At 71.3% G+C, this 26,126-nt stretch carries 24 protein-coding genes; 12 read left to right on the top strand and 12 right to left on the bottom strand.

All coding sequences use genetic code 11. The features are described 5' to 3' along the window. Positions 1-83: 83 nt before the first annotated feature. The 5 genes from WME98_RS47515 to WME98_RS47495 form a co-directional block, all read right to left on the bottom strand. On the bottom strand, positions 84-263 hold the full coding sequence (locus WME98_RS47515; RefSeq protein WP_020736450.1) for a hypothetical protein: 180 nt from the start codon (positions 261-263) through the stop codon (positions 84-86). A 613-nt stretch (positions 264-876) separates the two neighbouring features. Further along, complete coding sequence (locus tag WME98_RS47510) at positions 877-1,320, bottom strand: hypothetical protein (RefSeq protein WP_061623741.1); 444 nt, start codon at positions 1,318-1,320, stop codon at positions 877-879. Next, on the bottom strand, positions 1,317-1,808 hold the full coding sequence (locus tag WME98_RS47505) for a c-type cytochrome (protein ID WP_437339057.1): 492 nt from the start codon (positions 1,806-1,808) through the stop codon (positions 1,317-1,319). The genes WME98_RS47510 and WME98_RS47505 overlap by 4 nt, the downstream gene beginning before the upstream one ends. 206 nt (positions 1,809-2,014) lie before the next feature. Then, the gene (locus WME98_RS47500) at positions 2,015-2,641 is read right to left on the bottom strand and encodes an OmpA family protein (RefSeq protein WP_061623743.1); all 627 of its coding nucleotides are present in this window, start codon (positions 2,639-2,641) and stop codon (positions 2,015-2,017) included. A 457-nt stretch (positions 2,642-3,098) separates the two neighbouring features. Then, complete coding sequence (locus WME98_RS47495; protein ID WP_437948190.1) at positions 3,099-4,178, bottom strand: hypothetical protein; 1,080 nt, start codon at positions 4,176-4,178, stop codon at positions 3,099-3,101. Positions 4,179-4,411: 233 nt separating this feature from the next. Here WME98_RS47495 and dnaE point away from each other — a divergent pair, with 233 nt between their 5' ends. Then, a complete protein-coding gene (gene dnaE / locus WME98_RS47490) occupies positions 4,412-8,050 on the top strand; it encodes a DNA polymerase III subunit alpha (RefSeq protein WP_437948189.1) in 3,639 nt (1,212 codons plus the stop codon). On the opposite strand, the gene WME98_RS47485 is transcribed toward dnaE, so the two are convergent. Continuing rightward, positions 8,043-9,044, bottom strand: coding sequence for an AAA family ATPase (locus WME98_RS47485; protein WP_437948188.1), 1,002 nt, complete (start codon positions 9,042-9,044; stop codon positions 8,043-8,045). The genes dnaE and WME98_RS47485 overlap by 8 nt on opposite strands. Before the next feature lie 125 nt (positions 9,045-9,169). Here WME98_RS47485 and WME98_RS47480 point away from each other — a divergent pair, with 125 nt between their 5' ends. Beyond that, positions 9,170-10,456, top strand: a complete 1,287-nt coding sequence (locus WME98_RS47480) for a DUF4388 domain-containing protein (RefSeq protein ID WP_437948187.1) — start codon at positions 9,170-9,172, stop codon at positions 10,454-10,456. 11 nt (positions 10,457-10,467) lie between these two features. On the opposite strand, the gene WME98_RS47475 is transcribed toward WME98_RS47480, so the two are convergent. The 4 genes from WME98_RS47475 to WME98_RS47460 form a co-directional block, all read right to left on the bottom strand. After that, on the bottom strand, positions 10,468-11,079 hold the full coding sequence (locus WME98_RS47475; RefSeq protein WP_020736442.1) for a D-glycero-alpha-D-manno-heptose-1,7-bisphosphate 7-phosphatase: 612 nt from the start codon (positions 11,077-11,079) through the stop codon (positions 10,468-10,470). A 7-nt stretch (positions 11,080-11,086) separates the two neighbouring features. Beyond that, positions 11,087-11,707, bottom strand: coding sequence for a D-sedoheptulose-7-phosphate isomerase (locus tag WME98_RS47470; RefSeq protein WP_061621903.1), 621 nt, complete (start codon positions 11,705-11,707; stop codon positions 11,087-11,089). Positions 11,708-11,768: 61 nt separating this feature from the next. Beyond that, on the bottom strand, positions 11,769-12,764 hold the full coding sequence (locus WME98_RS47465) for a GHMP family kinase ATP-binding protein (protein WP_437948186.1): 996 nt from the start codon (positions 12,762-12,764) through the stop codon (positions 11,769-11,771). Then, complete coding sequence (locus WME98_RS47460) at positions 12,761-13,507, bottom strand: nucleotidyltransferase family protein (protein WP_437948185.1); 747 nt, start codon at positions 13,505-13,507, stop codon at positions 12,761-12,763. Before WME98_RS47460 ends, WME98_RS47465 begins: the two co-directional genes overlap by 4 nt. A gap of 122 nt (positions 13,508-13,629) precedes the next feature. On the opposite strand from WME98_RS47460, the gene WME98_RS47455 reads away from it, so the two are divergent. The 6 genes from WME98_RS47455 (at position 13,630) to WME98_RS47430 (ending at position 18,528) form a co-directional block, all read left to right on the top strand. Then, positions 13,630-13,902: a hypothetical protein gene (locus WME98_RS47455; RefSeq protein ID WP_437339050.1), complete on the top strand. Its 273-nt coding sequence runs from the start codon at positions 13,630-13,632 to the stop codon at positions 13,900-13,902. A gap of 302 nt (positions 13,903-14,204) precedes the next feature. Continuing rightward, on the top strand, positions 14,205-14,855 hold the full coding sequence (locus tag WME98_RS47450) for a hypothetical protein (RefSeq protein WP_437948184.1): 651 nt from the start codon (positions 14,205-14,207) through the stop codon (positions 14,853-14,855). Positions 14,856-15,094: 239 nt separating this feature from the next. Continuing rightward, positions 15,095-15,724 carry an ATP-binding protein gene (locus WME98_RS47445; protein ID WP_020736437.1) on the top strand — a complete coding sequence of 210 codons (630 nt, stop codon included), beginning with the start codon at positions 15,095-15,097 and terminating at the stop codon, positions 15,722-15,724. After that, complete coding sequence (locus WME98_RS47440; protein WP_437948183.1) at positions 15,721-16,287, top strand: SpoIIE family protein phosphatase; 567 nt, start codon at positions 15,721-15,723, stop codon at positions 16,285-16,287. The genes WME98_RS47445 and WME98_RS47440 overlap by 4 nt, the downstream gene beginning before the upstream one ends. A gap of 7 nt (positions 16,288-16,294) precedes the next feature. Beyond that, positions 16,295-16,858, top strand: coding sequence for an STAS domain-containing protein (locus tag WME98_RS47435; RefSeq protein ID WP_437948182.1), 564 nt, complete (start codon positions 16,295-16,297; stop codon positions 16,856-16,858). 164 nt (positions 16,859-17,022) lie between these two features. After that, entirely contained in the window at positions 17,023-18,528 is a 1,506-nt protein-coding gene (locus WME98_RS47430) for an HAD-IG family 5'-nucleotidase (protein ID WP_437563852.1), read from the top strand. A 67-nt stretch (positions 18,529-18,595) separates the two neighbouring features. Here the strand turns inward: WME98_RS47430 and dusB are convergent, their stop codons facing one another. Beyond that, positions 18,596-19,582 (bottom strand): tRNA dihydrouridine synthase DusB, encoded by a 987-nt coding sequence (dusB, locus tag WME98_RS47425; RefSeq protein ID WP_437948181.1) that lies wholly within the window; start codon positions 19,580-19,582, stop codon positions 18,596-18,598. 398 nt (positions 19,583-19,980) lie between these two features. On the opposite strand from dusB, the gene WME98_RS47420 reads away from it, so the two are divergent. Both WME98_RS47420 and WME98_RS47415 read left to right on the top strand, forming a co-directional pair. Next, on the top strand, positions 19,981-21,579 hold the full coding sequence (locus WME98_RS47420) for a serine/threonine-protein kinase (protein ID WP_437339043.1): 1,599 nt from the start codon (positions 19,981-19,983) through the stop codon (positions 21,577-21,579). Between the two features lie 227 nt (positions 21,580-21,806). After that, complete coding sequence (locus tag WME98_RS47415) at positions 21,807-23,183, top strand: MFS transporter (protein WP_437948180.1); 1,377 nt, start codon at positions 21,807-21,809, stop codon at positions 23,181-23,183. 245 nt (positions 23,184-23,428) lie between these two features. Here the strand turns inward: WME98_RS47415 and WME98_RS47410 are convergent, their stop codons facing one another. Next, a complete protein-coding gene (locus tag WME98_RS47410; RefSeq protein ID WP_437948179.1) occupies positions 23,429-23,950 on the bottom strand; it encodes a hypothetical protein in 522 nt (173 codons plus the stop codon). Between the two features lie 635 nt (positions 23,951-24,585). Here WME98_RS47410 and WME98_RS47405 point away from each other — a divergent pair. After that, entirely contained in the window at positions 24,586-24,969 is a 384-nt protein-coding gene (locus tag WME98_RS47405; RefSeq protein WP_061623259.1) for a DUF7793 family protein, read from the top strand. Continuing rightward, a complete protein-coding gene (locus WME98_RS47400) occupies positions 24,966-26,102 on the top strand; it encodes a PAS domain S-box protein (RefSeq protein ID WP_437948178.1) in 1,137 nt (378 codons plus the stop codon). Before WME98_RS47405 ends, WME98_RS47400 begins: the two co-directional genes overlap by 4 nt. The last annotated feature ends 24 nt before the right edge of the window (positions 26,103-26,126 follow it).

The raw sequence follows: 26,126 nt of genomic DNA, 5'->3' as shown, positions 1-26,126 counted from the left end.
CCCCCGAGCGTAGGCGCCGGCGCTCTCGAGCGCTCGGGAAAGCGTCGCGGCGGCGTGCAGCGGGCGGCAGCTGGGCGAGAAAATCAGGAGACAGGGGCGTTCGGCGGGGCAGGGCGAGAGCTCGGGGTACGGCCGAGCGACAGGGTCCCGAGGAAGATGCCGATCGTCAACGCCACGACCGCGGCGTGGCCGAGGTACGCGCCACTGCAACCAATGGCGGCGAACGGGGCAAGCGCAGCCAGATACCACGGGGTGATCCTCATCGGTTCTCCTTCTCCGCCTCCAGCGACACTGTACAGGTCGCATGGTCGCTCCCTCCGGGGGGGCACCACGATGCTTCACGGTTGTCCCGGTCAGAGCGTGTAAGTTGTTGTAGGATAAGGTGCCACGCCCTGCTGCTGCGGGCCAAGAAGTAGCGGTTCCGGGGTGAACGCATCAAGGGAATTCGTTCTCATATTCCATTCCCATCCGAACCGCGGCCCCTGCTTATACGAAACACTGAACAAAAACAACGGTTTGTCACCGAAGTTGAAGCTCTTGCATCACGGGCCGCGCGCGGCCCGCCGGACGCGAGGTGGTGCCTCAAGGACACGCTTCCAACTCACGGCACTGCCTCGCTTGTCGGTTTCCGGGAGTCAACGGTCTCGTGCGCCGACCGACCGCGAGGAGGGAAGGGCGCGTATCGGCGCGTATCGCCGGTCCGGGACGCCGGTCACCCATCTCGGCGAGGCCGTCGCGCAGGCCTGCGCGACGGCGCATCCGGGGCGCTGCGATGCGCCATCTCCACGAGCGGAAGCGGGGGCGAGCGATCCGGCGACGCATCGCGTGCGTCCGGGAAGGAATCCTTCGAGATCGCGCGACAATCGCGCGCGCCGTTCAGCGCACGAACAGCGTGATCCGGGAAGAGTCTCCCAGCGTGACGGTCCGGCTCATGACGTCGTGCCCGCGCTTCCGGTCGACCGCGATCTCGACATGATAGAGGCCGTCCGGGAGCGACACCTTGGTGAGGACCGTCCTCGGCGCCGTCCCCTCGGCGAAGTGCCACGAGCTGTCGATGACCGGCGCGGCCTCGGTCGCGCGCTGGCCCGAGGAAGGATCCGTCCAGGTCACGTCGAGGCGCACGACCGTCGCCGCGTCGTCCAGCTTCAGCTCGACCTCGCGCTCCTCGGGCATGTTTTTGAAGAGGACGCTCCCCGCGAGCAGCGCGCCCGCGACGAGGATCACCGGCGCGAGCCGTCGGGCCCAGGGGGGGCGACCATCCGGCGCGGCCGGCCGTTCTTCCGGCGCCTGGTCGAGCTCCTCCTGCTGGGTCGAGCTCATCGGGGCTCAGCGCGCTGCGCCGGTGCGGCGCCTGCAGGTGCGGACCCGCTTGCTTTGCTGGTGCGGATTCGCTTCACGAGGCCATCGATCACCTGCTGCGGCAGATCGAAGGCGGGCATCTTGTTCCTGCCCTTCCGGATCACCTCGGCGAGCTGGGCGTCGGTCACCCGCTCCTGCCAGGCGGCGTCGGTGAGATCCGGGGCGCGGACCATCGGACCCTGCGGGCCGTCGCCGCGACCGGCCCTGCCGTGACAGCTGGAGCAGTTCCGCTGCCAGGCGAGCTCGATCAGCCCCGGGTCGGTCTCGTTCGAGGCGACCGGCCGCGCGGCGACCTTGCCGCCCTGCCCCTCGTTGGGGCTCGGCGGATCGTGATCGGCCGGCGTCCACTCGCGAACGTCGCCGGGCCCGGGGTCGCAGCCGAAGAGGCCAAGCGAGAGGACGGCCGTGAAGAGGAGGCGGCCCAGGGGGCTGTCGTGGCGTCGCCGCATGGGGTGGAGGAGTACGGATAGTGAAGATGATGGGGGAGGCAAGCGAAGAAGGACAACAAGACGACGTCCGCCGCCGGCGCGCGCGGAGTGGCGCGGCGCGACGGCGGGCGGGGCTGCGTCGGCGAACGGTCAGGCCGCCGGGCGCGCCGCGGACGCGCCGCGAGGATCGCGGCGCGCCCGGAGGGGCGCGGCCAGGCGGAGCGCCGTCACTTGCAGGAGTCGCCGGCGACCTTGCCGCCGCCGTCCACGGGCTGCTTGTCGACCGCCTTGCCGTCGATGGCCGCGATGAAGAACCCGGTGCGGCGGTTCTGGGCCTTGCCGTCGGGCGTGTTGTTGTCGGCGATCGGCTTGCTCTCGCCGAAGCCGACGGCGATGAAGCGCTTGCAGTCGTGGCCCTTCGCGACGAGCCAGCGAGCGACCGACATCGCGCGCTTCTCGGACAGCACCTGGTTCGCGGCGTCCTCGCCGTCGGAGTCGGTGTGCCCCTCGACGCGGAGGAGGGTGACGTCCTTCCGCTGCTTCAGGAAGTCGTCGACGATGTTGAGGACCTCGTCGCTCTCCGGCAGGAGCTTGTCGCTGTTCGTCTCGAAGACCACCGGGCCGGGCAGCTCGACCTGGTTGCCCTTCAGCTTGAAGGTGAGCTTGAAGCGCGGGCGGGGCTTCTTCTCCTCCTTCGGCTCCTCCTGCTTCGGCTCCGGCGGGGGCGGGGGCGGCGGCGCGGCCGCCGGCTCCTTGCCGGTGTTGAACGAGGCGCTGGCCGTGCAACCCGCCGTCGCGGCGGCAGCGCCAACCATCATCACGGCGCACAGAACGGAAGCGACGTATCTACGCATGGACGTTGTTCTCCTCTGAGGGCACGAGCCAGAGCTCGCGTCGGCAACCCGCCGGGCTGACGCCCTGGGACGGCAGCTCGCCATGAATCTTCACTGCCATCGGGTATTTGCGTGGTGGACGCTCGCAGCGATGCCGCCTTCTAGCGAAAAGTTCGGACAAACGAAACCAGGAAGAGGGCGCCTCACGGACCCCCACGAGCGGGCGGACCGAGAGAGCACGCCGCCAAGGCCTCCCTCGCTGGAGCGCGTACCCTGGACGGGCGGGGTCGATTCCTGAGACGCTCGCGGGGCGCGCGACGGCTCAACGGAGAGCACGATCTTCGCGCAGAGCGCGGGCGGGCTGAGCAGGTCGCAGGCTGTGGGGAGCTCTGGCGAGGGGGCACCCGGGAGGTGCCCGCGGAGCTCTCGACGAGGGCTCCGCCGGGATCGCCGCTGCTGGATGGGAGTCGCGCGGCGCTCAGCCCTCGTCCGGGGGCGCTTCCCCGCACGGCACGCCGCTCGTCTCGGCAGGGGGCGCGATCTCGCCCAGCTGCACCTGTCGCGCCGTGAACCCGATGCCGATGGAGATGGCGTTGCACTCCTGGCCCGGGTCCTGGCTGCCGTCCTTCAGGATGTCCGAGGCGCGACGGACCTGGTCGAGGGTCGTATCCAGCCCCGCGCCCTCGCAGAAGGTCGGCTGGATGGCGCCGATGACGCTGCGCAGCTCCTCGACGAGGACGGCCGTCTCGAGCACGCCCGCGATGGTGCCGTTGACGACCGATTTGCGATCGGGCTCGATGTCCATCGCGATCCTCACGTTGCGGATCGTGAGGCCGATGGTGGTCCCCGAGATCGTCAGGTTCAGCTTGAAGGTGACCTGCGACTCCGGGCCAGAAACCCACGTGTTGTCGACGACGTAGCTGGCCGGGAACACGACCTTGGCGCTCTCGATGTCCTGAGCGTCCTCGAGCAGCTCCGGGACGACGGGCCACTTGTCGCTGCCGTTCCAGACGGGCGCCGTGCCCAGGGTGGCGCCGCCATAGAGCTTCGCGGTGAGCGGGTTGTAGGACGACTGCGCGCCGAGCCCGTCGACCTTCAGGATCACCGTGAAATCGCCGTTGGCGATGGCGTCGCTGACCTTGGTCGACGGCTCGGGCAGGAGAGTCGCAATGAGGCTGACGAGCTTGTTTCCGAAGGAGTTGTCGATGCCGCCGGCGCCGTCCGGATAGACGTCCGAAGGGGCGGCGCCGTCGACCGGCTTGCACAGGTCCTCCGAGATGGTGCTGGACACCTTGCCGTCGATGTTGAAGCCGAACTGCTTCCAGCTGCCGGGCACCTTGTCCCCGTTGCGATCCGTGTCGCCGAGGAAGAGGCGGTCGATCGCGAACGCGACCCCCGCGCCGTCGCCGGCCTGCTCCGGCCCCGGCCCGGGCGGCTGGCCGAGGTCGACGTCTTGTTCAGCGGGCGGCGGCGCGGCCTCTTCGGAACCACAGCCGGCGACGGACAGGAGCGCCGTCGCCAAATAAACCGCGACGGCGATACGGGAATGGCGCATCATCGACCTCACTTTCTGGAAACCCCACCCCAAATCAGGCAAGTGCTCTCAAACGGGCGCACATGCTAGCGCCGGCTCGCGCGCCTCATCAAGGACGATCCCCGCTGCGCAATGCGCTATATGTGAGCTCGCAGGCACGTGACGGTCGGTTGTCCAAACGCCTTCCGATTTCGTTCTCCCTGATTACCGGTCTTTCCCGATTCGCACGACGATGAGAAGCCACCTGGAAGCCCGCTGTGACCGCTGAGTTCATCCACCTCCACGTGCATTCGCAGTACTCGCTCCTCGACGGCGCGCTGCGCGTCAAGGACCTCGCCGCGCGCGCCAAGTCGCTCGGTATGCGCGCGGTCGCCCTGACGGACCATGGGAACATGTTCGGGGCGATTCAGCACTACAAGGCCTGCAAGGACCAGGGCATCGGCGCGATCATCGGCTGCGAGGTGAACGTGGCGCGCAGCTGGGGCGCGTCCGCGGGGCAGGTGTCGCGCTCGGGCGTGGACGAGACGCCCGTCGATCACCTGGTGCTGCTCGCGACGTCCGAGGAGGGCTACAAGAACCTCGTCCGCATCGTCTCGCTGGGGCACGTCGAGCCCGCGAGCGGGCTCGCGCCGAGCGTGCGGCTCGACATGGTGGCGCAGCACAGCGCGGGGCTCATCGGCCTGACCGGCTGCATGGGCGGCGTGGTCGCCCAGCGCATCCTGGAGCAGGGCGAGGGCGAGGGGCGCGAGGCGCTCAGCCGGCTCCGGGACTGCTTCGAGCCGGGGAGCCTCTACGTCGAGCTCCAGGACCACGGTCTCGTCGAGCAGTCGGTGCTCAACGGCATCCTCGCGCGCGCGGCGGGCGATCTGGGGTTGCCGCTCGTCGCGACGAACGACGCGCACTTCGGCGCGCGCGAGGACGGCGAGGGGCAGCTCTACCTGTCGTGCATCGCGGCGAACCGCACGTTCGCCGAGGCCAGCGAGGCGCACCACGGCAGCTTCGAGATGTTCCTCAAGCCCGCCGACGAGATGGCGCACCTCTTCCGCGACCACCCGCAGGCGGTCCGCTCGACGCTCGAGATCGCCGAGCGGTGCGCGGGGCTCAAGCTCAAGCTCGGCAAGCCGATGCTCCCGCGGTTCCCGCTGCCGAGCGGGTTCGACGACCCGGGGAGCTACTTCCGGCACGTGGCGCACGAGGGGCTCACGAAGCGCCTCGCCCAGATCGCCCGGACGGGCCGGAAGGTGGACGAGGCGGTCTACCGGGCGCGCCTCGACGTCGAGCTGAACGTGATCGTCCAGATGGACTTCCCGGGCTACTTCCTCATCGTCTGGGACTTCATCAAGTACGCGAAGGACCACGGCATCCCGGTCGGGCCGGGCCGCGGCTCGGGCGCCGGTTCGCTCGTGGCCTACGCGATGGAGATCACCGATCTCGATCCGCTCCCGTACAACCTGCTGTTCGAGCGCTTCCTGAACCCGGAGCGCATCAGCATGCCCGACTTCGACGTCGACTTCTGCATGGACCGACGCGACGAGGTCATCTCATACGTCACCAAGAAGTACAGCAAGGAGGCCGACAAACCCTCCGTCGGGCAGATCGCGACGTTCCATGAGCTCAAGGCGCGGAGCGTCATCAAGGACGTCGCGCGGGCGATGGCGTTCCCCGCCAACGAGGCGCAGAAGATCGCGAGCCTCATCCCGCAGAAGGGGCCGGGGATCACGTACACGATCCCCGAGGCGCTCGACATCGAGCCGAAGCTCAAGGCGCTCAAGGAGAGCGACCCCACGGTCGCGGAGCTCCTGAAGCAGGCGCAGAAGCTCGAGGGGCTGACGCGGCACGCCGGCATGCACGCCGCCGGCGTCGTGATCAGCGAGGGGCCGCTCTGGGATCACGTCCCGTGCTTCAAGAACGGCGAGCAGGTCGTCACGCAGTACTACAAGGACGACGTCGAGCTGGCTGGGCTCGTGAAGTTCGACTTCCTCGGGCTGAAGACGCTCACCGTCATCGACATCGCGGTGCGGCTCGTGAACGCGCGCCCGGACCGCGCGGGCAAGGAGGGCGCGCGGTTCGACGTGAACACGGTGCCGATCGACGACCCCGCCACCTACGCGCTCCTCCAGTCGGGCGAGACCACCGGGGTGTTCCAGCTCGAGTCGAGCGGCATGCAGCAGCTCTTCAAGGACCTGAAGCCCGACGCCTTCGAGGACATCGTCGCCGCCGTGGCGCTCTACCGGCCCGGGCCGCTCGGCACCGGCATGGTGAAGGACTTCGTCGACTGCAAGCACGGCCGCAAGCCGATCGAGAAGATGCACCCCCTCGTCGACGAGCTCCTCCAGCCGACGTACGGCGTCATCGTCTACCAGGAGCAGGTCATGCAGATCGCGCAGCGGCTCGCGGGCTACACGCTCGGCGGCGCCGACCTGCTCCGGCGCGCCATGGGCAAGAAGAAGCCCGAGGAGATGGCGAAGCAGAAGGCGACGTTCGTCGACGGCGCGCTCAAGAACGGGGTGAAGGCGGAGGACGCCGAGCGCATCTTCGGGCTCCTCGAGTACTTCGCGGGCTACGGCTTCAACAAGAGCCACTCGGCCGCGTACGCGCTGCTCACCTACCAGACGGCCTACCTCAAGGCGCACTACCCGGTCGAGTTCCTGTGCGCCCTGATGACGGCCGACCGCGACAAGATCGAGAAGGTCGTGCGGATCATCGCGGAGGGGCGCGCGTGGGGGGTCGAGATCCTGCCGCCCGAGATCAACGAGTCCAAGACGGACTTCACCGTCGTCTACAGCGCGACGCCGGTGACGAACGGCAAGCGCGTGACCGGCACCCGGCGCGGCGGCTCGCGGGCGAGGGATCCGTACGACCCGAAGATCCGCTTCGGCATGGGGGCGATCCGCGGCGTCGGCGAGTCGGCGCTCGAGGCGGTCCTCGAGGCGCGGGAGGCGGGGGGCGCGTTCGGGGATCTCTTCGACTTCGCCGAGCGCGTCGATCCGCGGCGGGTCAACAAGGGGGTGTTCGAGGCGCTCGTGCAGTGCGGCGCCTTCGACGCGAGCCTCCGGGCGCGGGGCATCTCGCGGTCGCGGGCGTTCGCGGCCATCGACAGGGCGCTCGATCGCTCGCGCTCCGCGAGCAAGGAGCGGAACAGCGCGCAGATCGGCCTGTTCGCGGCCGTCGCGTCCAAGAACGAGGTGCGGCTCGACGACTTCCCGATGGTCGAGGACTGGGATCTGCGGGAGACGCTCTCGCGGGAGAAGCAGTCGCTCGGGTTCTACGTCTCGGGGCACCCGCTCGATCGGTACGGCGTGGATCTGAACCGCTTCGACGTGACCGCGGTGAGCGCGCTGGCCGGCCTGGACGCCTGGGCCAGGGTGCGCGTCGGCGGGATGGTCGAGGGCTACCGCGAGCGCATCTTCAAGGGCGGCGGCGGCAAGATCGCGTTCTTCGTGCTCGAGGACACGTCCGGCCGGGTCGAGGTCAAGGTGCGCGAGAAGCAGATCGAGGCCTACGGCGAGCTCCTGAACCGGGGAGAGCCGGTCTTGATCTCGGGCAAGGTCAGCTTCCCCATGGTGGACGAGGGCGCCGAGGAGGCCGAGTCCGCGCCGCGCGAGCCGACCCTCCTGCTCGACGAGGTGCAGCCGCTCTCCGACGCGATCCTCGCGCAGACGCGGAGCGTGGCGATCACGCTGAAGTCGCGCAGCGCCAGGCGCGAGCACATCGATCGGCTCGGCGCGCTCCTGCGGGCGAGCCCGGGGGTGTGCCCGGTGCAGCTCGTGATCCAGCTCGACGACGGGGCGGAGGCGGTGCTGGCGCTGGGGCGCGATCTCCGCGTCGAGCCGAACGACGCGATGCTGGGGCGGCTCGAGAAGCTGTTCGGCGAGAAGGTGGCCGAGCTCAGGTAGGCGGCTCGACCGCGCCCGCGCTCTCGGCGGCCCGCGCCAGGGCGCCGAGCTTCGCCTCGGCGTCGGCGCGGTCGCTCTGGTGCTTGAGCAGGACGCCGAGCGTGTCGCGGGCGAGCTCGGCGGTGATAGCGCGCTTGCCGAGCAGGAGCAGCGCGCGCGCCCAGTCGATCGTCTCGCTGATGGCGGGGGATTTCCGCAGATCCATGGCCCTCAGGCCGGCGACGAACGCGACGATCTGCGCGGCGAGGCGGGGCTCGATCCCCGGGAGGGCGACCCTCAGGATGGCGATCTCGCGCGACGGCGGCGGGTAGTCCAGGAACGCGTGCAGGCAACGGCGGCGCAGCGCTTCGGTCATCTCGCGCGTCGCGTTCGTGGTGAGCAGGACGAGCGGCGGGTGCGCGGCGCGGATCGTGCCGAGCTCGGGGATCGTGACCTGCATGTCGGCGAGCACCTCCAGCAGGAACGCCTCGAACTCCGGGTCGGCGCGATCGACCTCGTCGATGAGGAGGACGACAGGAGCGGCGCTGCGCAGCGCCGCGAGGAGCGGGCGCGCGATCAAGAAATGCTCGCTGAAGAACGACGCCTCGCTCCCCGCGATCGCGCGCGCGGCGGCGGCGAGGCTCGCGGCGCCGGCGATCTCCTTCGCGACCGCGTCGCGCAGGAGCTGCGTGTAGAGCATCTGCTTCGCGTAGTCCCACTCGTACAGCGCCTTCGCCTCGTCGAGGCCCTCGTAGCACTGGAGCCGGATGAGCCCGCGACCGAGCGCCTCGGCCGCGGCGCGGGCGAGCTCGGTCTTGCCGACGCCGGCCGGCCCTTCGAGCAGGAGCGGCCGCTCCATCCGGAGGGCGAGCCACAGCGCGAGCGAGGTCGCCGGATCGGCGATGTAGCGGGCCGCCGCGAGGCGCGCCTCGAGCTCGTCCGCGGTGGCGGGGGTGTTATCGCGGGCGCTCCGATCGCCGGGCGCGCCGCCGTCGTGATCCGGGGGGGGCGTCACGGCGGGACGGTAGCACGCCGCGCGCGGTCGCCCGGGCGGCGGCGCGGGCGCGGCGCGCGCGAGGCCGGCCGTGGCCGCCGGCCGGCCGTGGCCGCCCTCTCCGCGCTGGGTTAGAGATCGCGGCGATGACCGAAGAGCACCGCTCGCTCGTGCGCATCGACGCGACTGGCACGGCGCACCCCGTCGACCTGGACGCCAGCAAGCGCCTGCGCGCGCGGCAGGGGGTGTTCCAGCTGCTGCCCGCGCCCGGCCACCTCGTCGTGATGCGCCACGTGGGGAAGGAGGCGCCGGCCGACGCGCCGGCGGCCCCGCCGCTCCGGCTCGCCGGGCAGATCGTGGGGCCGGGCGCGCTCTGCGACGTCGTCTCGCTCATCGGACAGGCGGGGTGGTCCGGCGAGCTCGCCGTGATCGACGGCGCGGAGAGCCGGTCGCTGTTCTTCGAGCCGGGCCACGCCATCGCCGCGCGCTCGAGCGCCCCGGGCGAGCGCATCGGCGAGGTGCTCTACCGCTACGGCGCGCTCTCGCGGCCGCAGGTCGAGGCGACGCTCGCCGCCGCGGCGCCGGACGTGCGCTTCGGCGAGACCGCGGTGAAGCTCGGCTTCGTGCCGCGCGAGCGGCTCTACCAGCTGCTCAGCGCGCAGGCGGAGGAGATCGCCTACCGGATGCTCCTCGCGGGCGAGGGGATGTTCTACTTCCTCGCGGGCTTCGAGGAGGAGCAGATCCCGACGCGCCACGACCTCCCGGTGCACGCGCTGCTCCTCGAGGCGGTGCGCCGCATGGACGAGCTGCGCTATTTCCGGGAGCGGATCCCGTCGGATCAGCACGTGCCCGCGCGCGTGCCGGATCGCGGCCCGCCGCCGGAGGAGCTCCGCGCGGTGTACGACGCCGTCGACGGGCAGCGATCGGTGGCGGAGGTGGCGCGCGCGCTCGGGCAGGGGGAGTTCGAGACCACGCGGGCGCTCTTCCAGCTGGCGCAGTCCGGGCGGGTCGTGGTGCGCGCGCCGGGGCCGACGGGCGCCGCCGCCGGCATCGCGCTCTTCAACGAGGCGATCGCGTCGATCCTCTCCGCCGTCGACGGGGCCCAGCGGGGCGACGAGGTGCGCTGGCAGCTCGCCGCGTTCGTCGCGGGCGCCGGCATCTACGACGCCCTCTTCCGCGGGGCGGGGCCCGCGCCGGACGGGACGTTCGAGCCGGCGAGGCTGCTCGACAACGCCACGCTCATCGCCGGCGCCGAGCAGGCCGAGGCGATGCTCTCGCAGTGGCTGCGCGAGTACGTCTCGTTCGCCATGTTCGTCGCGGAGCCGTGCCTGCGCCTGTCGCCCGAGGGCATCCCGCTCTCGCGGCGCAGCGACAACCAGCCGCCGCTGTCGAAGCGCGTCGCCGCGCTCGTGGGCCCGCTCGCGCCCAGGTAGCCGCCGCCGAGCTAGCCGCGCGGCTCGGCGAGGATCTCCGCGGCCAGGAGATCGAGCCGCGGCGCCGCGCGATCGGGGCAGGGGAGGTCGGCCTCGCCCCGCAGCGGGCACAGCTCGCAGCGGCGTCGATCCAGGAGCAGGCCCGCCCGCATGCCCGCGGCGCGCGCGGCCGCCACGTCGCTCGGCGCGTCGCCGATCATCCAGCTCGCGGCGACGTCGAGATCGAGATCGCGCGCGAGCCCCGTGAGCATCCCCGGCTTCGGCTTCCTGCAGTCGCACGGGCCGATCAGCGCCGGATCGCCGCCGGGCCCGCCCTCGGGGTGGTGCGGGCACGCCGCGAGCGCGGCGATCTCGACGCCGGCCGCGCGCAGCCCGTCGACGAGCGCGCGGTTCGTGCGCTCGATCGCCCACCAGGGGACCTGGCCCTTCGCCGCCCCCGGCTGGTTGGTCGCGATCGCCAGCAAGAACCCCGCGTCCGCGAGCCGCCGCAGGCCCTCGAGCGCGCCCGGCAGGAGCCGGATCTGATCCGGGTGGAACGCCGTCACGACCACGCCGAGCTCGGGATCGCGCACCACGTCGATGAGGGTGCCGTCGCGGTCGAGGACGATCCCGCGCCTCGCCACGCGGCGCTCAGCTCTCGGCCACGAGCTGCAGGAGCCGCTCGCAGATCAGGTGGTGGTAGACCTCGTGGAAGCCCTCGACGTGCGGCGTCGACGTGTAGCCGGCGCGCGTCCTCGGCACGATCACGCTGGCGTCGGCCATCTGGCGCAGCGCGCCGCCGTCGTAGCCGACGAGCGCGACCACCTTGGCCCCCGCCTTCCTCGCGAAGTCCGCGGCGGCCACCAGGTTCTGCGACCACGGGCCGGCCCGATCGGCGCCCGAGCCGCCGTGCACGCTCAGGCACACGAGCACGTCGCCGGCGACGATGCGGCCGTCGAGCTGCTCGAGGAAGATCCGGTTGAAGCCGACGTCGTTGGTCAGGGCGCTGAGGAGGGCCGCGTTGTCGCAGAGCGAGGTGCACTTGAAGCGGCGCTTGCCTTCGACCCACGTGAACTTGGCGATGTCGCAGGCGAGGTGGCTCGCGTTGGCCGCCGAGCCGCCGTTGCCGCACGTGTAGATGGTGCGATCGTTCCGGTACGCCTCGAAGAGGATCTCGATGACCCGCGCCATGTCGTCCGGGCTCGTCGCGAGGGCGATCTCGGCCGTCTCGCGAAGGTACTTTTCCACGAAGTCGTGCGTGCTCTGCGGCATGGTCGATCTATAACCAGAATCCCCGCGAGATGCCCAGCGAGCGGCGCGCCGGCGCGAAAGCTCACGATCGGTGCAGGTTCGCGACGATGCGCGCGCCGTCGAGATCGAAGCGGAAGCGCAGCACGCGCAGGCCCTTCGCGGCGAGCGCCTCCAGCACTCGGCGCTTCTCCGCCGGGCGGACGTAGAACATGAAGAACCCGCCGCCGCCGGCCCCCATCAGCTTGCCGCCGAGCGCCCCGGCGCCCCGCGCGACCTCGTAGATCTCGTCGAGGACCTCGTCCGTCATCTTGGAGGCGAGCTTACGCTTCTGGGTCCAGTGGGCGTGCAGGAGCTCGCCGTAATCGTCGAGCCTGCCGGAGACGAGGATCCGGTGCACGTCGCGGCCGATCTCCTTGATGCGGTGCATCCGCTCGACCACCGCGGGCTCGAGATCGTGCAGCCGCCGCCCCTGCTCGGAGAGCACGACCCTGGCCGGTCGCTCGATGCCGCTCCACACGATGAGCAGGTTGCTCTCGAGCTCGTCCAGCACCTCGTCGCGGACCGGCACGGGCTCGACGTGCACCGAGCCGTCCGGCGAGAACGTGAACGCGGTGACGTTGCCGTAGGCGGCGATGTACTGATCCTGCTTGCCGATCGGCTCCCCGAGGCGCTCGATCTCGATGGCGCACGCCTCCCGCGCGAGCTGCTCGGACGACACGAAGTCGCGCTTGTAGGCGTGCAGGGCGTTGAGGAGCGCGACCGTGAACGAGCTCGACGAGCCGAGGCCCGAGTTCGCGGGGAGATCCGCGACGCTCGTGAGCTCGATCGAGTGCTCGATTCCCATCATCCGGAGCGCCTCCCGGAAAATGGGGTGCTCGATCCGGTCGACCGAGGGGACGATCTCGGTCTTCGAGTAGGCGAGGCGAATGTCGCGGTGGAAGCGCTTGTTGGCCGTGACGTAGATGTACTTGTCGATGGCGGCCGACACGAGGTAGCCGCCGAAGCGGTCGGAGTAGGCGGGCAGATCGGTCCCGCCGCCGCCGAGGGAGAAGCGGACCGGGGCGCGGGAGACGATCATCCCCGCTCCTCCGCCGCGGCCGGGGCCCCGAGCGCGGCCTCGAGATCGCGGAGGCCCCGCTCGGAGCCGATCTCGTAGAAGCGCGCCGCGACCGGGAGCGCCCGCAGGCGGCCGCGCGCCGCGAGGTCCCGCTGCACCGCGTCGAAGCCGAGCGGCGTGTCTGCCGGCAGCGCCTCGACGACCTGGCGGCGGAGCGCGGTCGCGCCGTAATCGATGTGATCGAGGGCAGGGTCGGGCGGGGCGCCCGCGCGGCGCTTCTCGTAACGCGCCACGAGGTCGCCCGAGACGGCCGTGTTCGAGGCGTCCAGCCGACCCTCGTTCCGGTACACGGCCATCGTGCCGAGCGCGCCCGGGTGCGCGTCGAGGTCCCGGAGCGGGGCCAGATAATCGAAGGGGAGATAGGAGTCGCCGTAGGTCATGAGGAACACAGGGGCCAGGTGGGGCAGCGCGCGCCGCAGCGCGCCGGCCGTGCCCAGGAGCTCGGGGCCGTCGTCGGCATAACGGAGGGGCAGCCCCGAGAACCGCTCGCCCATCGCCGCACGTACGGCCTCGCCCAGGTGACCCACGCAGAGGACCACCTCGCCGAAGCCCGCGGCGGCGAGCCGATCGAGGAGCCACGCCCCGAACGGCCTGCCGGCCACCGGCAAGAGGAACTTCGGCGTGCGCTCCGTCCGCGGGCGCATCCGGGTGCCGAGCCCGCCGGCGAGGATCACGGCTTGGGGGGAAAGGGCGTCGGGGCGCACCAGCGGGACGTACCACAGACGACGGCCACCTTCGGCGCGCCTCGGGCGCTCCCGCCGGCGGCCCGAAGAAATCGTCGCCACAAACTGTACGACCGTTCAGCTACTGAACTAGGGTCGGTGCCATGACCGACAAGGACCTCGTTCCGCATCTTCTCCGGACGCTGCTCTCCCTCCAGAGCGAGGGCAAGACGGTGACCCTCGAAACATTGACCACGGCCCTCGCGGTGCGCCGGACGGACGTCCGCCGGGCGATCACCGCCCTCCACCGCGAGGGCTACCTCGATGCCCTGCGGATGCGGCTGACGTTCCGCGGGCTCGCGCTCGGCGCGGCCTTCGCGGCGGCGCCGCTCCGCCCCCTGCGCCGCCCGTCGCTCCGTGCGGTCAAGGCAGCTTGATCGACCGCCCCCGCGCCCCGCCGCGCCGGGGTCGCCGTGAGCAGCGAGTCGACCTCTACCCACCGGCCTGGCCCGCGCCCGCGCCGGCGGAGGGTCGACATGGATTGTCGATGAGTTTCGGATCTTGCCGCATTTCATTTGGTAGAGCGGCAAATTCACACTGGACAGGCGCCCGAGCCACCGATCGAGCGCCGGGACGGGGGCGGCGGCCGACGCGAGATCGTCCGGGTTTCTCCGGTCTCTGCGCGTCACTCCGCGCGGAAGACGTTGACATTCCGGGGGATTCGTGAGACGGCGGCTGCGTGATATCCGATGTCGAGATCGAGAATGAGATTCGTGCTTTGGTGGCCGCGTTCCTGGAGGGCATGAGAGCGCTGGCCCGTAAGGACGTTCTCCAGAACGCAGCGCGGTACCTGGAAGTCGACATCAAGGCCGCAGGGATATCCGGGCCGGTCGCGACTCCCATGAAGCCGGCCCCCAAGGCCGAGCGCGCTCCGGCGCCGCGCCGCCCGGCCGCGCCGGTCCGCAGCGCGCCGTCGCGCAAGGCCCCCGCCCCCGCCCCGAAGCGCGCTGCGCCGCGTAAGAAGGCGGCCACGCCGCGGGCCACCGCGGGCGCCGCGCGTTCGGCGGCCGCCCCGGCCAAGGCGGCCAAGGCGCGCGGCGCGAGCGCCGCCTCCGCCCCGACGGCGCCCGCCGTCGGGGCGGGCGCGAAAGACGCCGAGCAGACCCGCCCGGCGAGCCCGGAGAACGCGCCGTCCGGGATCCCCGGGGATGAGATCGCCGAGGCGCTGCTCGCCCATGTGGAAATCGAGCCGGGTCAGGGCATCGACGATCTTGCGCTGGCGATGGGCACCCCTGCAGCCGAGCTCCAGGAGCCGATCAAGAAGCTTCTCGAGGAAAACAAGATCACCGAGGAGCTGAACCAGGGTCAGACGTCGTACTACCCGGCCTGAGCGACATCGGCGCCCCGGTGATCCGGGCATGAGCGTTGCCTGAGCGGGCCGCCGGCGCAGGCCGGCGCCGCCGTGGCCTCACGCAACGCGCCGTCCGCGATGCGCCGGGCGAGCCCTGCGGCGACGGCCGGCCCGAGGCCGCGCTCTCGTGTGTTGGCTGACGTACCCGGCGAGGCCGTCGCCGCGCACTCGACGCGGACGCGGGGCCCCGGTAACCTGCCCTTCCAGGCTCTTCCCGGATGACTCCCGCGCACGAACAGATTCTCAACGTCCTGCTCGGCTATCTCTCGGCGATGAACGCAGAGGGAGTCCTGCTCCGGGCCATGCGGGAGGCGGAGATCCAGCCCGAGAGGTTCTCGCTCGACGACCTCCCGGACATCATTCCGAGCATCGAGCGCCGCGCTCGCCTTTATGTCGATCCGGCGCGGCTCGGTCGGCTCAAGTCGGAAATTTCGGCGATCGGCGGCGATCGGCCTTCGCGGCGCTCGAAGGTCATGGCCATCAACGTGGAGGCGGACATCAGCGAGGCGCGCCTGAGCGCGAAGGCCGTTTGCGACGCGGCCGGCGCAAAGAGCTTCACCTCGCACAAGGTCGCGACCATCGTCAGCGAGCTCGCCCGGAACATCGTCCATTATACTCCAGGCGGGACGATCGAGATCGCCGTGCAGCGCGACAGCCCCGTCCGCTTCCTCATCGTCGCGGTGGACGAGGGCGCCGGCATCCAGAACCTGCAGGAGATCCTCGCCGGTCGCTACAAGAGCAAGACCGGCATGGGCCGCGGCCTCATCGGGGTCAAGCGGCTGGCCGATCGCTTCCAGATCGACTCGGGGCCGAAGGGGACGCGGGTGGAGATCGAGGTCCACCTGTGAGGCTGGCCGTGGAGTACGCCGTTCTTCCCAAGGATGGAGAGCGCGTCAGCGGCGACGCCGCCTACGTGCGGGCCGTCGAGGATGGGGTCGTCTTCGCGGTCATCGACGCGCTGGGTCACGGCGAGCACGCGGCGGCCGCGGCGGACGTCGCGCTCAAGGCGCTCGCCGACGCGCCGAGCGGCGACGACGTCCGCGCCCTCATCGACCGCCTCCACGTCCGGCTCCGCGGGACCCGGGGCGCCGCCGGCATGGTCTGCCGCTTCCGGGAGGGGCGGCTCCAGGGCTGCGGCGTCGGGAACGTCGAGCTGATGTCCCACGGCACGCGCGTGCAGTGGCTCCAGAGCCCGGGCATCCTCGGCGCGTCGCTCGGCAAGGCCCGGATCTTCGACGCGCAGCTCGCGCCGGGCGACCGACTCGTCCTCTTCTCCGACGGGATCTCGCCCCGCTTCGACCTCTCGCTGTTTCGTGGGATGAAGGCCGCGGAGGCCTGCCGCGTCCTCATGAGCCGACACCGGCGCTCGCACGACGACTCAACGGTCTTGATCGCCGACATCGAACCTTAGGATGACCATGGAGCTCAAGCGCCTTCCGATCATCAACCTCTGGGACCGGATCCTGGTGCCCATCCAGGGGGACGTGACCGACGACCTCGCGGAGCAGCTGAACACCGAGGTGCTGCGGGCCATCCACGAGAGCGGCGCGAAGGGGCTGGTCATCGATCTCACGGCCGTGTGGATCATGGATAGCCACCTGTGCGCCGTGCTGTCGAACCTGGCGTCGGCCGCGCGGCTCATGGGCACGCCCACGATCCTGTCCGGGCTGAGCCCCGAGATCGCGATGACGCTGCAGGCCATGGGGGTCGAGCTCGAGGCGGTGAAGACGGCGCTGACGCTCGAGCAGGCGCTCACCATGCTCGGGCTCGAGGTGCGCCGCGCCGAGGCGCGCGACGAGGACGACGAGGACGACGACGACGACCTCTTCGACGACGAGGACGACGAGGACGACGACGACGGATGGGAGGCGGACGATCGCGGCGACTCGAGGCGCGCGCCCCAGGCCGGGCGCTCGCCGCGCCCCGCCGCGAGCGCCGACCGGCGCCAAGGCGGCGGCAAGAGCCGGCTCAGACGCCGCTGAGCCCGCGCGAGCGCGGCCCGCAACGACATCGCGCCATCCACGCGCCATCGACGGCTCGACGCCTCGGACGCGCCCTCCTGACGGTCGGGTGACGGCGATGGTCCGGGTGGGCAACGCCGCGGGTCCCTGGTATGCCTCACGACCGCTCTCCGGGCGATCTCACCATGGACAAGCTGGATTGCCTCTCCGCTCCGCCGCCCAAGCAGCGGGGGATCTTCTGCAACCGGACGCTGAACCTCCGTTCGATCAAGGCGATCGGGTACGACATGGATTACACGCTGATCCACTACCGCGTGGAGGCGTGGGAGCGTCGGGCCTATGAGCACCTCCGGCACCTCCTGGAGAGCGAGGGCTGGCCGGTCGGAGACCTGACGTTCGAGCCGGACCTCGTGATCCGGGGGCTCATCCTGGACACCGAGCTCGGCAACCTGCTCAAGGTGAATCGGTTCGGGTACGTGAAGCGGGCGTACCACGGCACGAAGCCGATCGACTTCGAGACCCAGCGCGCGACGTACGCGCGGACCATCGTCGACCTCGCGGACGGGCGCTACGTCTTCCTGAACACGCTCTTCTCGCTCTCGGAAGGGTGCATGTACGCGAAGCTCGTCGATCTGCTCGATCAGCGCCGGCTGCCCGAGGTGCTCGGCTACAGCGACCTCTACCGCCGCGTGAAGGATCGCCTCGACGCGACGCACATGGAGGGGCAGCTCAAGGCCGAGATCATCGCGGATCCGGACCGGTTCGTGCTGCTCGATCCGGAGACCCCGCTCACGCTGCTCGACCAGAAGGAGGCGGGCAAGAAGCTCGTCCTGATCACGAACTCCGAGTGGGTCTACACGCGCGCGATGATGAGCTACGCCTTCGATCGCTTCCTGCCGGACGGCATGACGTGGCGCGACCTGTTCGACGTGGTCATCGTGTCCGCGCGGAAGCCGGAGTTCTTCTCGAGCCGCAGCCCGCTGTTCGAGGTGGTCACGGAGGACGGCCTCCTGCGCCCGGCCGGCCGGCTGCGCGAGGGCGGGCACTACCTCGGCGGCAACGCGGGGCTCGTCGAGCACCACCTCAGGCTGTCCGGCGACGAGATCCTCTATATCGGCGATCACATCTATGGGGACGTGCACGTGTCGAAGAGCGTCCTCCGGTGGCGCACCGCGCTCATCATCCGGGAGCTCGAGGAGGAGATCGTCGCGATCGAGGAGGCGCGGGGGGCCGAGGCGCGGCTCGATCTCTGGATGCGGGAGAAGGAGGGCGCGGAGCGCCTCTACGCGAGGCTGCGCCTCGAGCTCCAGCGGATGCGCGCCGGCTACGGGCCGGTCGTCGGGGCGACGGAGGCCGAGGTCCAGGCGAAGATGAACGAGCTCAAGGTCAGCCTCGCGGCGCTCGACGCGCGGATCGCCCCGCTCGCGAAGGCGTCGGCCGAGACGATGAACCCGCGGTGGGGGCTGCTCCTCCGCACGGGGAACGACAAGAGCCACCTGGCCCGGCAGATCGAGCGCTCGGCGGACATCTACACGTCGCGCGTCTCCAACTTTCTCCTGGCGACGCCCCACGTGCTGCTCCGCTCGCACCGCGGGAGCCTGCCGCACGACCCCATGGGCGCGCCGCCGGGCGCCGACCGGCAGAACGGCGAGCCCGCCCCGGTCGACGACGCGACGCCCGTGGGGATGTAGGCGGCCCCAGCGCGGCTCGGGCGCGCTGCGCTGCGTTGCGCGCGCGGCCGGCCGAGCCCAGGCGGGCTCAGGCCGCGAGCCGCTGCGCGGCGCTGTCGAGGATGTCGAGGCACCCCGCCAGGCTGTCGCAGAAGAGCAGCTCGCGCCGCAGGGCGGACGCGCCGGGGAGGCCGCGGAGGTAGCCGGTCAGGTGGCGCCGCGTCACGCGCACGCCGTGCGGCTCGCCGCGCGCCTCGGTGTTCGCGATGAGGTGCGCGCGGCACAGGGCGAGGCGCTCCTCGGCCGTCGGCGGCGCGAGCCGCGCGCCGTGGTCGAGCAGCGCCCGGGCCTCGCGGAAGACCCAGGGGTGGTCGATCGCGGCGCGGCCGACCATCACGCCGGCGCACCCCGTCTCCTGCAAGGCGCGGGCGGCGTCGTCGGCGGTCTTGATGTCGCCGTTCACCACGACGGGGATGGACACCACCTCGCGCGCGCGGGCGGCCCAGCTCCAGTCGGCCGCGCCGCTGTGCCCCATCTGGGCCGTGCGGCAGTGGATCGTGAGCGCGGCGACGCCGGCGTCCTCGAGGCGGCGCGCCAGGTCGATGATCGGCATGTGGGACTCGGGCCCCCAGCCGATGCGCGTCTTCACGGTGACCGGGAGCGAGACCGTGCGCACCACGAGGCGGGCCATCGCCACCATCGCCTCCGGATCGCGCAGCCAGCCCGCGCCCGCGCCGCGGCCGGCGATCTTCGGCACCCAGCAGCCGCAGTTGATGTCGAGGAACGCCGGCCCCGCCTGCTCGGCGACCCGCGCGGCCTCGGCGAGGCGCTCCGGGTTGGCGCCGTAGATCTGGATCGCCGTCGGCTGATCGCTGGCGGACAGGGCGAGCTTGCGCCGCGCGGTCTTGCACCCGCGCAGGAGCCCCTCGACGTTGACGAACTCCGTCACGCATAGCTCGGCGCCGAGCTCGCGGCAGATGCGGCGGAAGACGGCGTCCGTCACGTCCTCCATGGGCGCGAGGACGACGGGGCGGCCTTGGAACAGCCGGCGAAAGCTTTCGGGCGAGAGCGGCACGGTGGCGAGCTTTCAAGCACGGATCCGGCCGGTTGACCAGGGCGACGCCGCGGCCCCGGGCCCGCGGCGCCGGGCGCCGGGCGCCGGGCGCCGCGCGCCGGGTCCGCCGGGCCGGAGCCGCGGAGGCGTGGCCGGCATTCGCCACCTCGGATCTCGGGACGTGTATGCCGGCAGCGCACGAACACGGCAGGTCCGGCGGCGAGCGGCCTTGTTGGTATGACATCCTGGGTGGGAGACTGCGCGCGGCGCAGACCGCCATCGTGGCCGGGGAAACCAGCCGCGCCGATGCCCGCAACGCTCGCTTGACGTGCGGCGCGGCTCTGGCGACCCTCGAGTGTGCCATGAAGCGCGCGCTGCTCAGAGACGCTCTCCGCGCTGAGCGCTCGGCGTCGTCGCGCATGCTCAGGGAGCGCGAGACCCGCGCCATCGGCGCGCGGCGCGGCACGCTGACCGCCCACGACACAGAGAGCGTCCGCCGCGCGGTCCGCCGCGCTTTCCGGGTCGCGCTCTGGATATGGCCCGCGTTCACGCTCGTCGACGTGTTCATGGCGACCGTGCTGTACCCCGCGGCGCCGATGTGGCGCTTCATCGTCATGCGCATGATCGAGCAGGCGATCGCCATCGCCGTGTATCGGCTCTCCGGTCGCCCGACGGTCTCGGGGCGGGTCGTGCTGCTCGGGTACGACGCGGCGTTCCTCGTCGCCGCGATCTTCATCTCGCTGATGGCGCTCGATTTCGGCGGCCTGACGAGCGCGTACATGCACGGCCTCTCCATCGTCGTGCTGCTGCGCACCGCGCTCGTGCCGGCGCCGTTCGGCAAGGCGCTGCTCGCCTCCGCGCCGATGTTCCTCGCGTTCCCGACCGTCATGGGCGTCGCCGCGGTCTTCTCCCCGGACATCCTCGCGGCGTGGCTCGACCCGACGACGCTGCTCACGGCCGCGAGCCATTACATCTTCGTCCCCTCCTCGGGGGTGATCGGGGCCCTGTCGAGCCACGTGGTCTGGGCCGCGCAGCAGCAGGTCTATCAGGCGCGCAAGCTGGGCAGATATCGGCTCGAGGCGCCGATCGGCAAAGGGGGGATGAGCGAGGTCTGGCTCGCCTGGGACGAGACGCTCCAGCGCGGCGTCGCCCTCAAGCTCCTGCGGACCCGCGACGCGCCGGACCCGGCGGTGCTGAAGCGCTTCGAGCAGGAGGCGCACGCGGCCAGCAAGCTCAGCGACCCGCACACGATCCGGATCTTCGACTTCGGCGCGAGCGACGACGGCATCTACTACATCGCGATGGAGCACCTGCGCGGGGCCGATCTCGCCGCCATCGTGCGCCACTACGGCCCCATGCCCGTGGCGCGCGCCGTGCGCTTCGCCCTGCAGGCCTGCCGCTCGCTCATCGAGGCGCACGAGGCCGGGATCATCCACCGGGACATCAAGCCGCAGAACCTCTTCGTCACCCGCGTCGGCGACGATCACGACTTCCTCAAGCTGCTCGACTTCGGCGTCGCGCGGATGGTCGAGGGCGGCCGGGACGCCGAGCTGACGAACAGCGGGATGCTCTGCGGGACGCCCGCGTACATGGCGCCCGAAGTGTGCCGCGGCGACCGCGCCGACGCGCGCAGCGACGTCTACGCGCTCGGCGGCACGCTCTATTTCCTGCTCACCGGGGAGCTGCCGTTCGAGGGCTCTTCGTCGGGGCAGCTGTTCGTCGCGCACATGACCAAGGCCCCGCTCGCGCCGTCGGTGCGCCGCGGCCCGGTCGTCCCGCGCGCGGTCGATCGCCTCGTCCTGCGCTGCCTCGCCAAGGACCCGCGCCACCGCTTCCAGAGCGCGCGCGCGCTGTACGACGCGCTCCTCCCGCTGCTGGACGAGTCCGCCTGGAGCGCGGCGGACGCGGAGCGCTTCTGGGTGACCGATCGAGCGGAGAAGCTCGGCCAGCTCGAGGCGCCGCCCGAGCGCCTCGCCCCGGCGCGGGGCGGCTCCACGCAAACCGCCTCAGCGCGATAACACCGAGACGCCGCGCGCGCTCCTCGACGCGAAGTCGGCCGTCCACGAGACCGGCGCCGCACGGGAAAAGTGCGTCGAAACCGTTCGGAAACACACGAGAAACTCCGATTTTTGATCACTGCCTGTATGACGCAGTGGCCGATGCAGAGCAGGAATTGATCGGAGAGTGGCCGCCTCGTGCGCCATGGTGGATGGCCGCCGCGCCCCGGTCTCGGTGAGGAGGACAGATGTCGACGTTGATTACCGAGTGGAATCCCGACGATGAGACATTCTGGGAGAAGACAGGGAAGCGGATCGCTCGTCGGAACCTCATCTGGTCGATCATCGCCGAGAACATCGGCTTCTCCGTCTGGCTGCTCTGGAGCGTGACGGCCACCCGGCTCCCCAAGGTCGGCTTCAACTACACCACGGACCAGCTCTTCTTGCTCGTCGCGATCCCGGGCCTCGTCGGCGCGCTGATCCGGTTCCCGTACACGTTCGCCGTCCCGAGGTTCGGCGGGCGCAACTGGACCATCGTCAGCGCGCTCCTCCTGCTGATCCCCACGATCTCGCTCTCGGTGCTCGTGACCAGGCCGGACACGCCGTTCTGGCTCATGGCGCTCGCGGCGGCGACCGCGGGGCTCGGCGGGGGCAACTTCGCCTCCAGCATGGCGAACATCTCGTTCTTCTATCCGGACAAGAAGAAGGGGCTGGCGCTCGGGCTCAACGCCGCCGGCGGCAACATCGGCGTCAGCAACGTGCAGCTCCTCGTGCCGCTCCTCATCGGGCCCGGCGCGGTCGCGACGGCGATCGGCGGGTACCACACCGACGCTGGGATTTACCTGCAAAACGCGGGGCTGATGTGGATCCCGTTCATCCTCCTCTCGGCGGGCGGCGCTTACTTCTTCATGAACAACCTGGCGTCGGCGAAGTCGAACTGGAAAGACCAGGCGGCCGCCGCCAGGAACAAGCACACCTGGATCATCGCGTGGCTGTACGTCGGGACGTTCGGCTCGTTCATCGGCTACTCGGCGGCCCTGCCGCTGCTGCTCAAGATGCAGTTCCCCGCCGTGACGCTCGAGCTCACGTTCCTCGGCGCGCTCATCGGCTCGGTGGCCCGCCCGCTGGGCGGCTACCTCGCGGACAAGATCGGCGGGGCGCGCATCACGTTCTGCAACTTCGTGGTGATGGGCCTCGCGTCGCTCGGGATCATCCACTTCCTCAACGAGAAGAGCTACGCCGGGGTCGTCACGATGTTCATGATCATGTTCGTCTCGACCGGCATCGGCAACGGCTCGACCTTCCGGATGGTCCCCGTCCTCTTCCGGCGCGACTTCCTGCGCGCGGCGCAGGGCAGGGGCGAGGCGGCGCGCGAAGAGGCGCTGATCATGGCGCGCCGCCAGAGCGCCGCCGTCCTCGGGTTCACCTCGGCGGTCGGGGCGCTCGGCGGCTTCTTCATCCCGCGGAGCTTCGGCGCCTCGATCAAGGCGACGGGTGGGGCCACGACGGCGGTCATGTATTTCTTCGTCTTCTATCTCACCTGCATGGGGCTCACGTGGTGGTGCTACATGAGGACCCGATTCCTCGTGAACCGCATCCCGAGCCTCGCCGAGGCAGACGCCTGATCTGCGCGGGCCGGCGCGCCGCCGAGCGCGCCGGTCCCCGGACGCCTCCTGACGCCGAGGCTCCCCCGCGCGGCTGCGCGAGGGGGCCTCGGCGTTACGGGAACCCGAGCCGTTGACCATTCTGGAGCCGACCGTGGCGTCCCCGAAGGCGTGAAGCGCCATGGCGAGGACCGAGCCACGGCGCTGCTGCCGCTCATCGAGGGCCGCGCGTCGGCGTCACCGAGCCGTGCGGTCGCCAGCGCTCGCTACCAACCGCAGAAGCCGCCGCCGCAGCCGCCGCCCCACCAGCCGCCGCCCCAGGGCCGGAAGCCGCCCCACCAGCCGCCGCCCCAGGGCCGCCAGCCGCCGCCCCACCAGCCGCCGCCCCAGGGCCGCCAGCCGCCGCCCCACCAGCCGCCGCCCCAGGGCCGGAAGCCGCCCCACCAGCCGCCGCCCCAGGGCCGGAAGCCGCCCCAGCCGCCGCCCCACCAGAAGCGCGATGCCGCGTCGGGGGTCGCGCCGACGTTCTCCTCACCGGAGGTCGTCGAGCCGGGGCCCGCCGAGCCGGGGTCTGCTGCGCTCGCGTCCTCCGGGCTCACGCCCGGCGCCGGCGCCGCGCTCGACTCCTGATCTGCGAAGTCCATCTCGTCGCCCTGAACCGCCTGCTTCGCCTCGTCGGTTTGGACCATCGTGTCGTCCGTCGTCGCCTCGGCCGCCACGGCCACGCCGGCCGCGGAGAGCGCCGTCGAGAGCGCGACGAGCGATGCGAACTTCGTCAAATGGCTCATGTTCCCATTCTCCTGTGCACATCGATTCATGTGGATGGCGCCAACGCCCGTCGCGACGACGAGCGTCGACACGCGGGGACCTGAGCTTCCCCGTCGCGAGATCATGTGTGGTGTCAGGGGAGTGATGTCGATTACCCCAGAAAGGACACCTGAGACACCATGGACGCTTTCGGCGCTCGCCCTCGGCGCTGCTGCGCGCGGGGGGGCCGCCGCGCGTCCCTCGCCGGCCCCCGGCAGATCCTCCGGGCGGCGCTACGCGCTTTCCCAGCTTGCGCGCGGCGCGCCGCGCAGACAGAGGGCGGGCGGGGAGGCTGGGGGCCGAACGCGGGCGAACCGCTGCGGCGCTGCGGCTGGCGAGCGCGCACACGGGCGCAAGACCCAACGCGCGCCTGCGCGCGCGCAAGACCCAACGCGCGCCTGCGCGCGCGCAAGACCCAACGCGCGCAAGCGGTCAACATGCGTCGGACTGCGGCGCTATGGACAAGCCGGCGAGAAATGCCTTATAGTCGTAAGACTGCCGTGGTCGTGCCCTGGGATACAAGCAGCTCGATCAACCGAGGTGACGCGGAGCCCCCGAGGCTCCTGCCCCCTGGGCGAGCGCTGTGCGGCTGGCGCGGCGCGGTAGAGGATGCGACATGAAGGCTCGCGAGATCGTGACGTCCGCCCAGATACTCCGGCTCGAGGACGACGGAATCATCCGCGCGACTGCGTTTCCTGTGCACATGAGCCTGGGCTTCGCACAGGAGGTCGTCAGGGCCACCATCGAGCTCGGAGGCGGCACGCCGCGCCCCGTTCTGGTCGATATCCGCGCGCAAAAGACGGTGGACAGGGCAGCGCGGGAGTACTTCGCAGGAGCGGAGGCCGCGAAGGGGCACTGCGCCCTCGCGCTGCTCGTGGGCTCGCCCGTGAGCAAGGCCATCGGGAACTTCTTCCTCGGGCTGTCCCAGGCCCCCGTGCCCCGGAAGCTGTTCACGACCGAGGACGAGGCCATCGGCTGGCTGCGGGGGTTCCTCCGTTGAACGACGGACCGCAGGCGGAGGGCCACCCCGACCGCGGCGAGATCGAGCGCGTGATCCAGGAGCTCGCCGCGGGCAACTCGGCGGCCCGCGCGGCGGCGCTGCGCGGCGGCCCGCTCGATCCGGCGCTCGCGCGGCTCAACGCGCTGGCGGAGGAGCTCGCGGCGCTGCGCGCCTTCAAGGCGAAGGCGTCGGCGCGGCTCTCCGAGCTGACCGACGTCGCGCTCGCGGTCGCCTCCCTCGACTTCTCCAGGAAAGCCGAGATCAGCCGCGACGTCGACGAGCTCGACGGGCTCGCCGCCGGCATGAACATGATGATCGAGGAGCTTCAGTCCTCGACCGCGTTCGTCAACAACGTCCTCTCCGCGATGCCCGACGCGCTCCTCGTGCTGGAGGTGGACGGGTCGATCAAGAGCGCGAACCGCGCGGCCCTGGAGCTCCTCGGCTACTCGAGGGACGAGATCCTGGAGCTGGCGGCCGAGCGGGTGCTCGGGGAGGGCGCGGCGGCCTCGGTGATCGAGCGCCTGCGGCAGGCGAGCCGGATCGCGAACGAGGCGTCGGCGCTCATGACCCGGGAGGGCGCGGAGGTCCCCGTCGCCCTCTCGGCCAGCACGCTGCGCGGGCCTCAGGACGAGCTCTTGGGGCTCGTCCTCGTCGCCCGCGACGTCACCGAGCGGAAGCGCGCCGAGGAGGAGCGGGAGCGGCTGGAGGCCGCCGTCCGGCGGCAGGCCCGGATGCTCATGGAGCTGTCGACGCCGCTCATCCCCATCAGCGACGGGACCGTCGTGCTGCCGCTCGTCGGCGCGCTGGACGAGGACCGGGCGGCGCAGGTCACGGAGACGCTCCTCCGGGGCATCACGGCCCACCGCGCCCGCGTGGCGATCCTGGACGTCACCGGCGTCTCGGGGGTCGACCAGCTGGTCGCCAGCGCGCTGCTGCGCGCCGTGCGCGCGACCCGCCTGATCGGCGCGCAGGTCGTGCTGACCGGGATACGGGCGGAGGTGGCGAGGACCATGACGGCGCTCGACATCGAGCTCGGCGGCGTCGTCACGTGCGGCACGCTCAAGGACGGGATCGCCTACGCCGAGGGCGCGGGCCAGGCCGCCGCGGGCCGCGAGCGGCGCGCGGCGCGCTGACCGCCGGGCGGCGCGCCGACCGCC

The sequence above is a fragment of the Sorangium sp. So ce296 genome, from assembly GCF_051529605.1.
GTDB classification, from domain to species: Bacteria; Myxococcota_A; Polyangia; order Polyangiales; family Polyangiaceae; genus Sorangium; species Sorangium cellulosum_D.
Note: the sequence above shows the minus strand (reverse complement) of the source record. Positions and strands in the feature narration are given on the sequence as shown.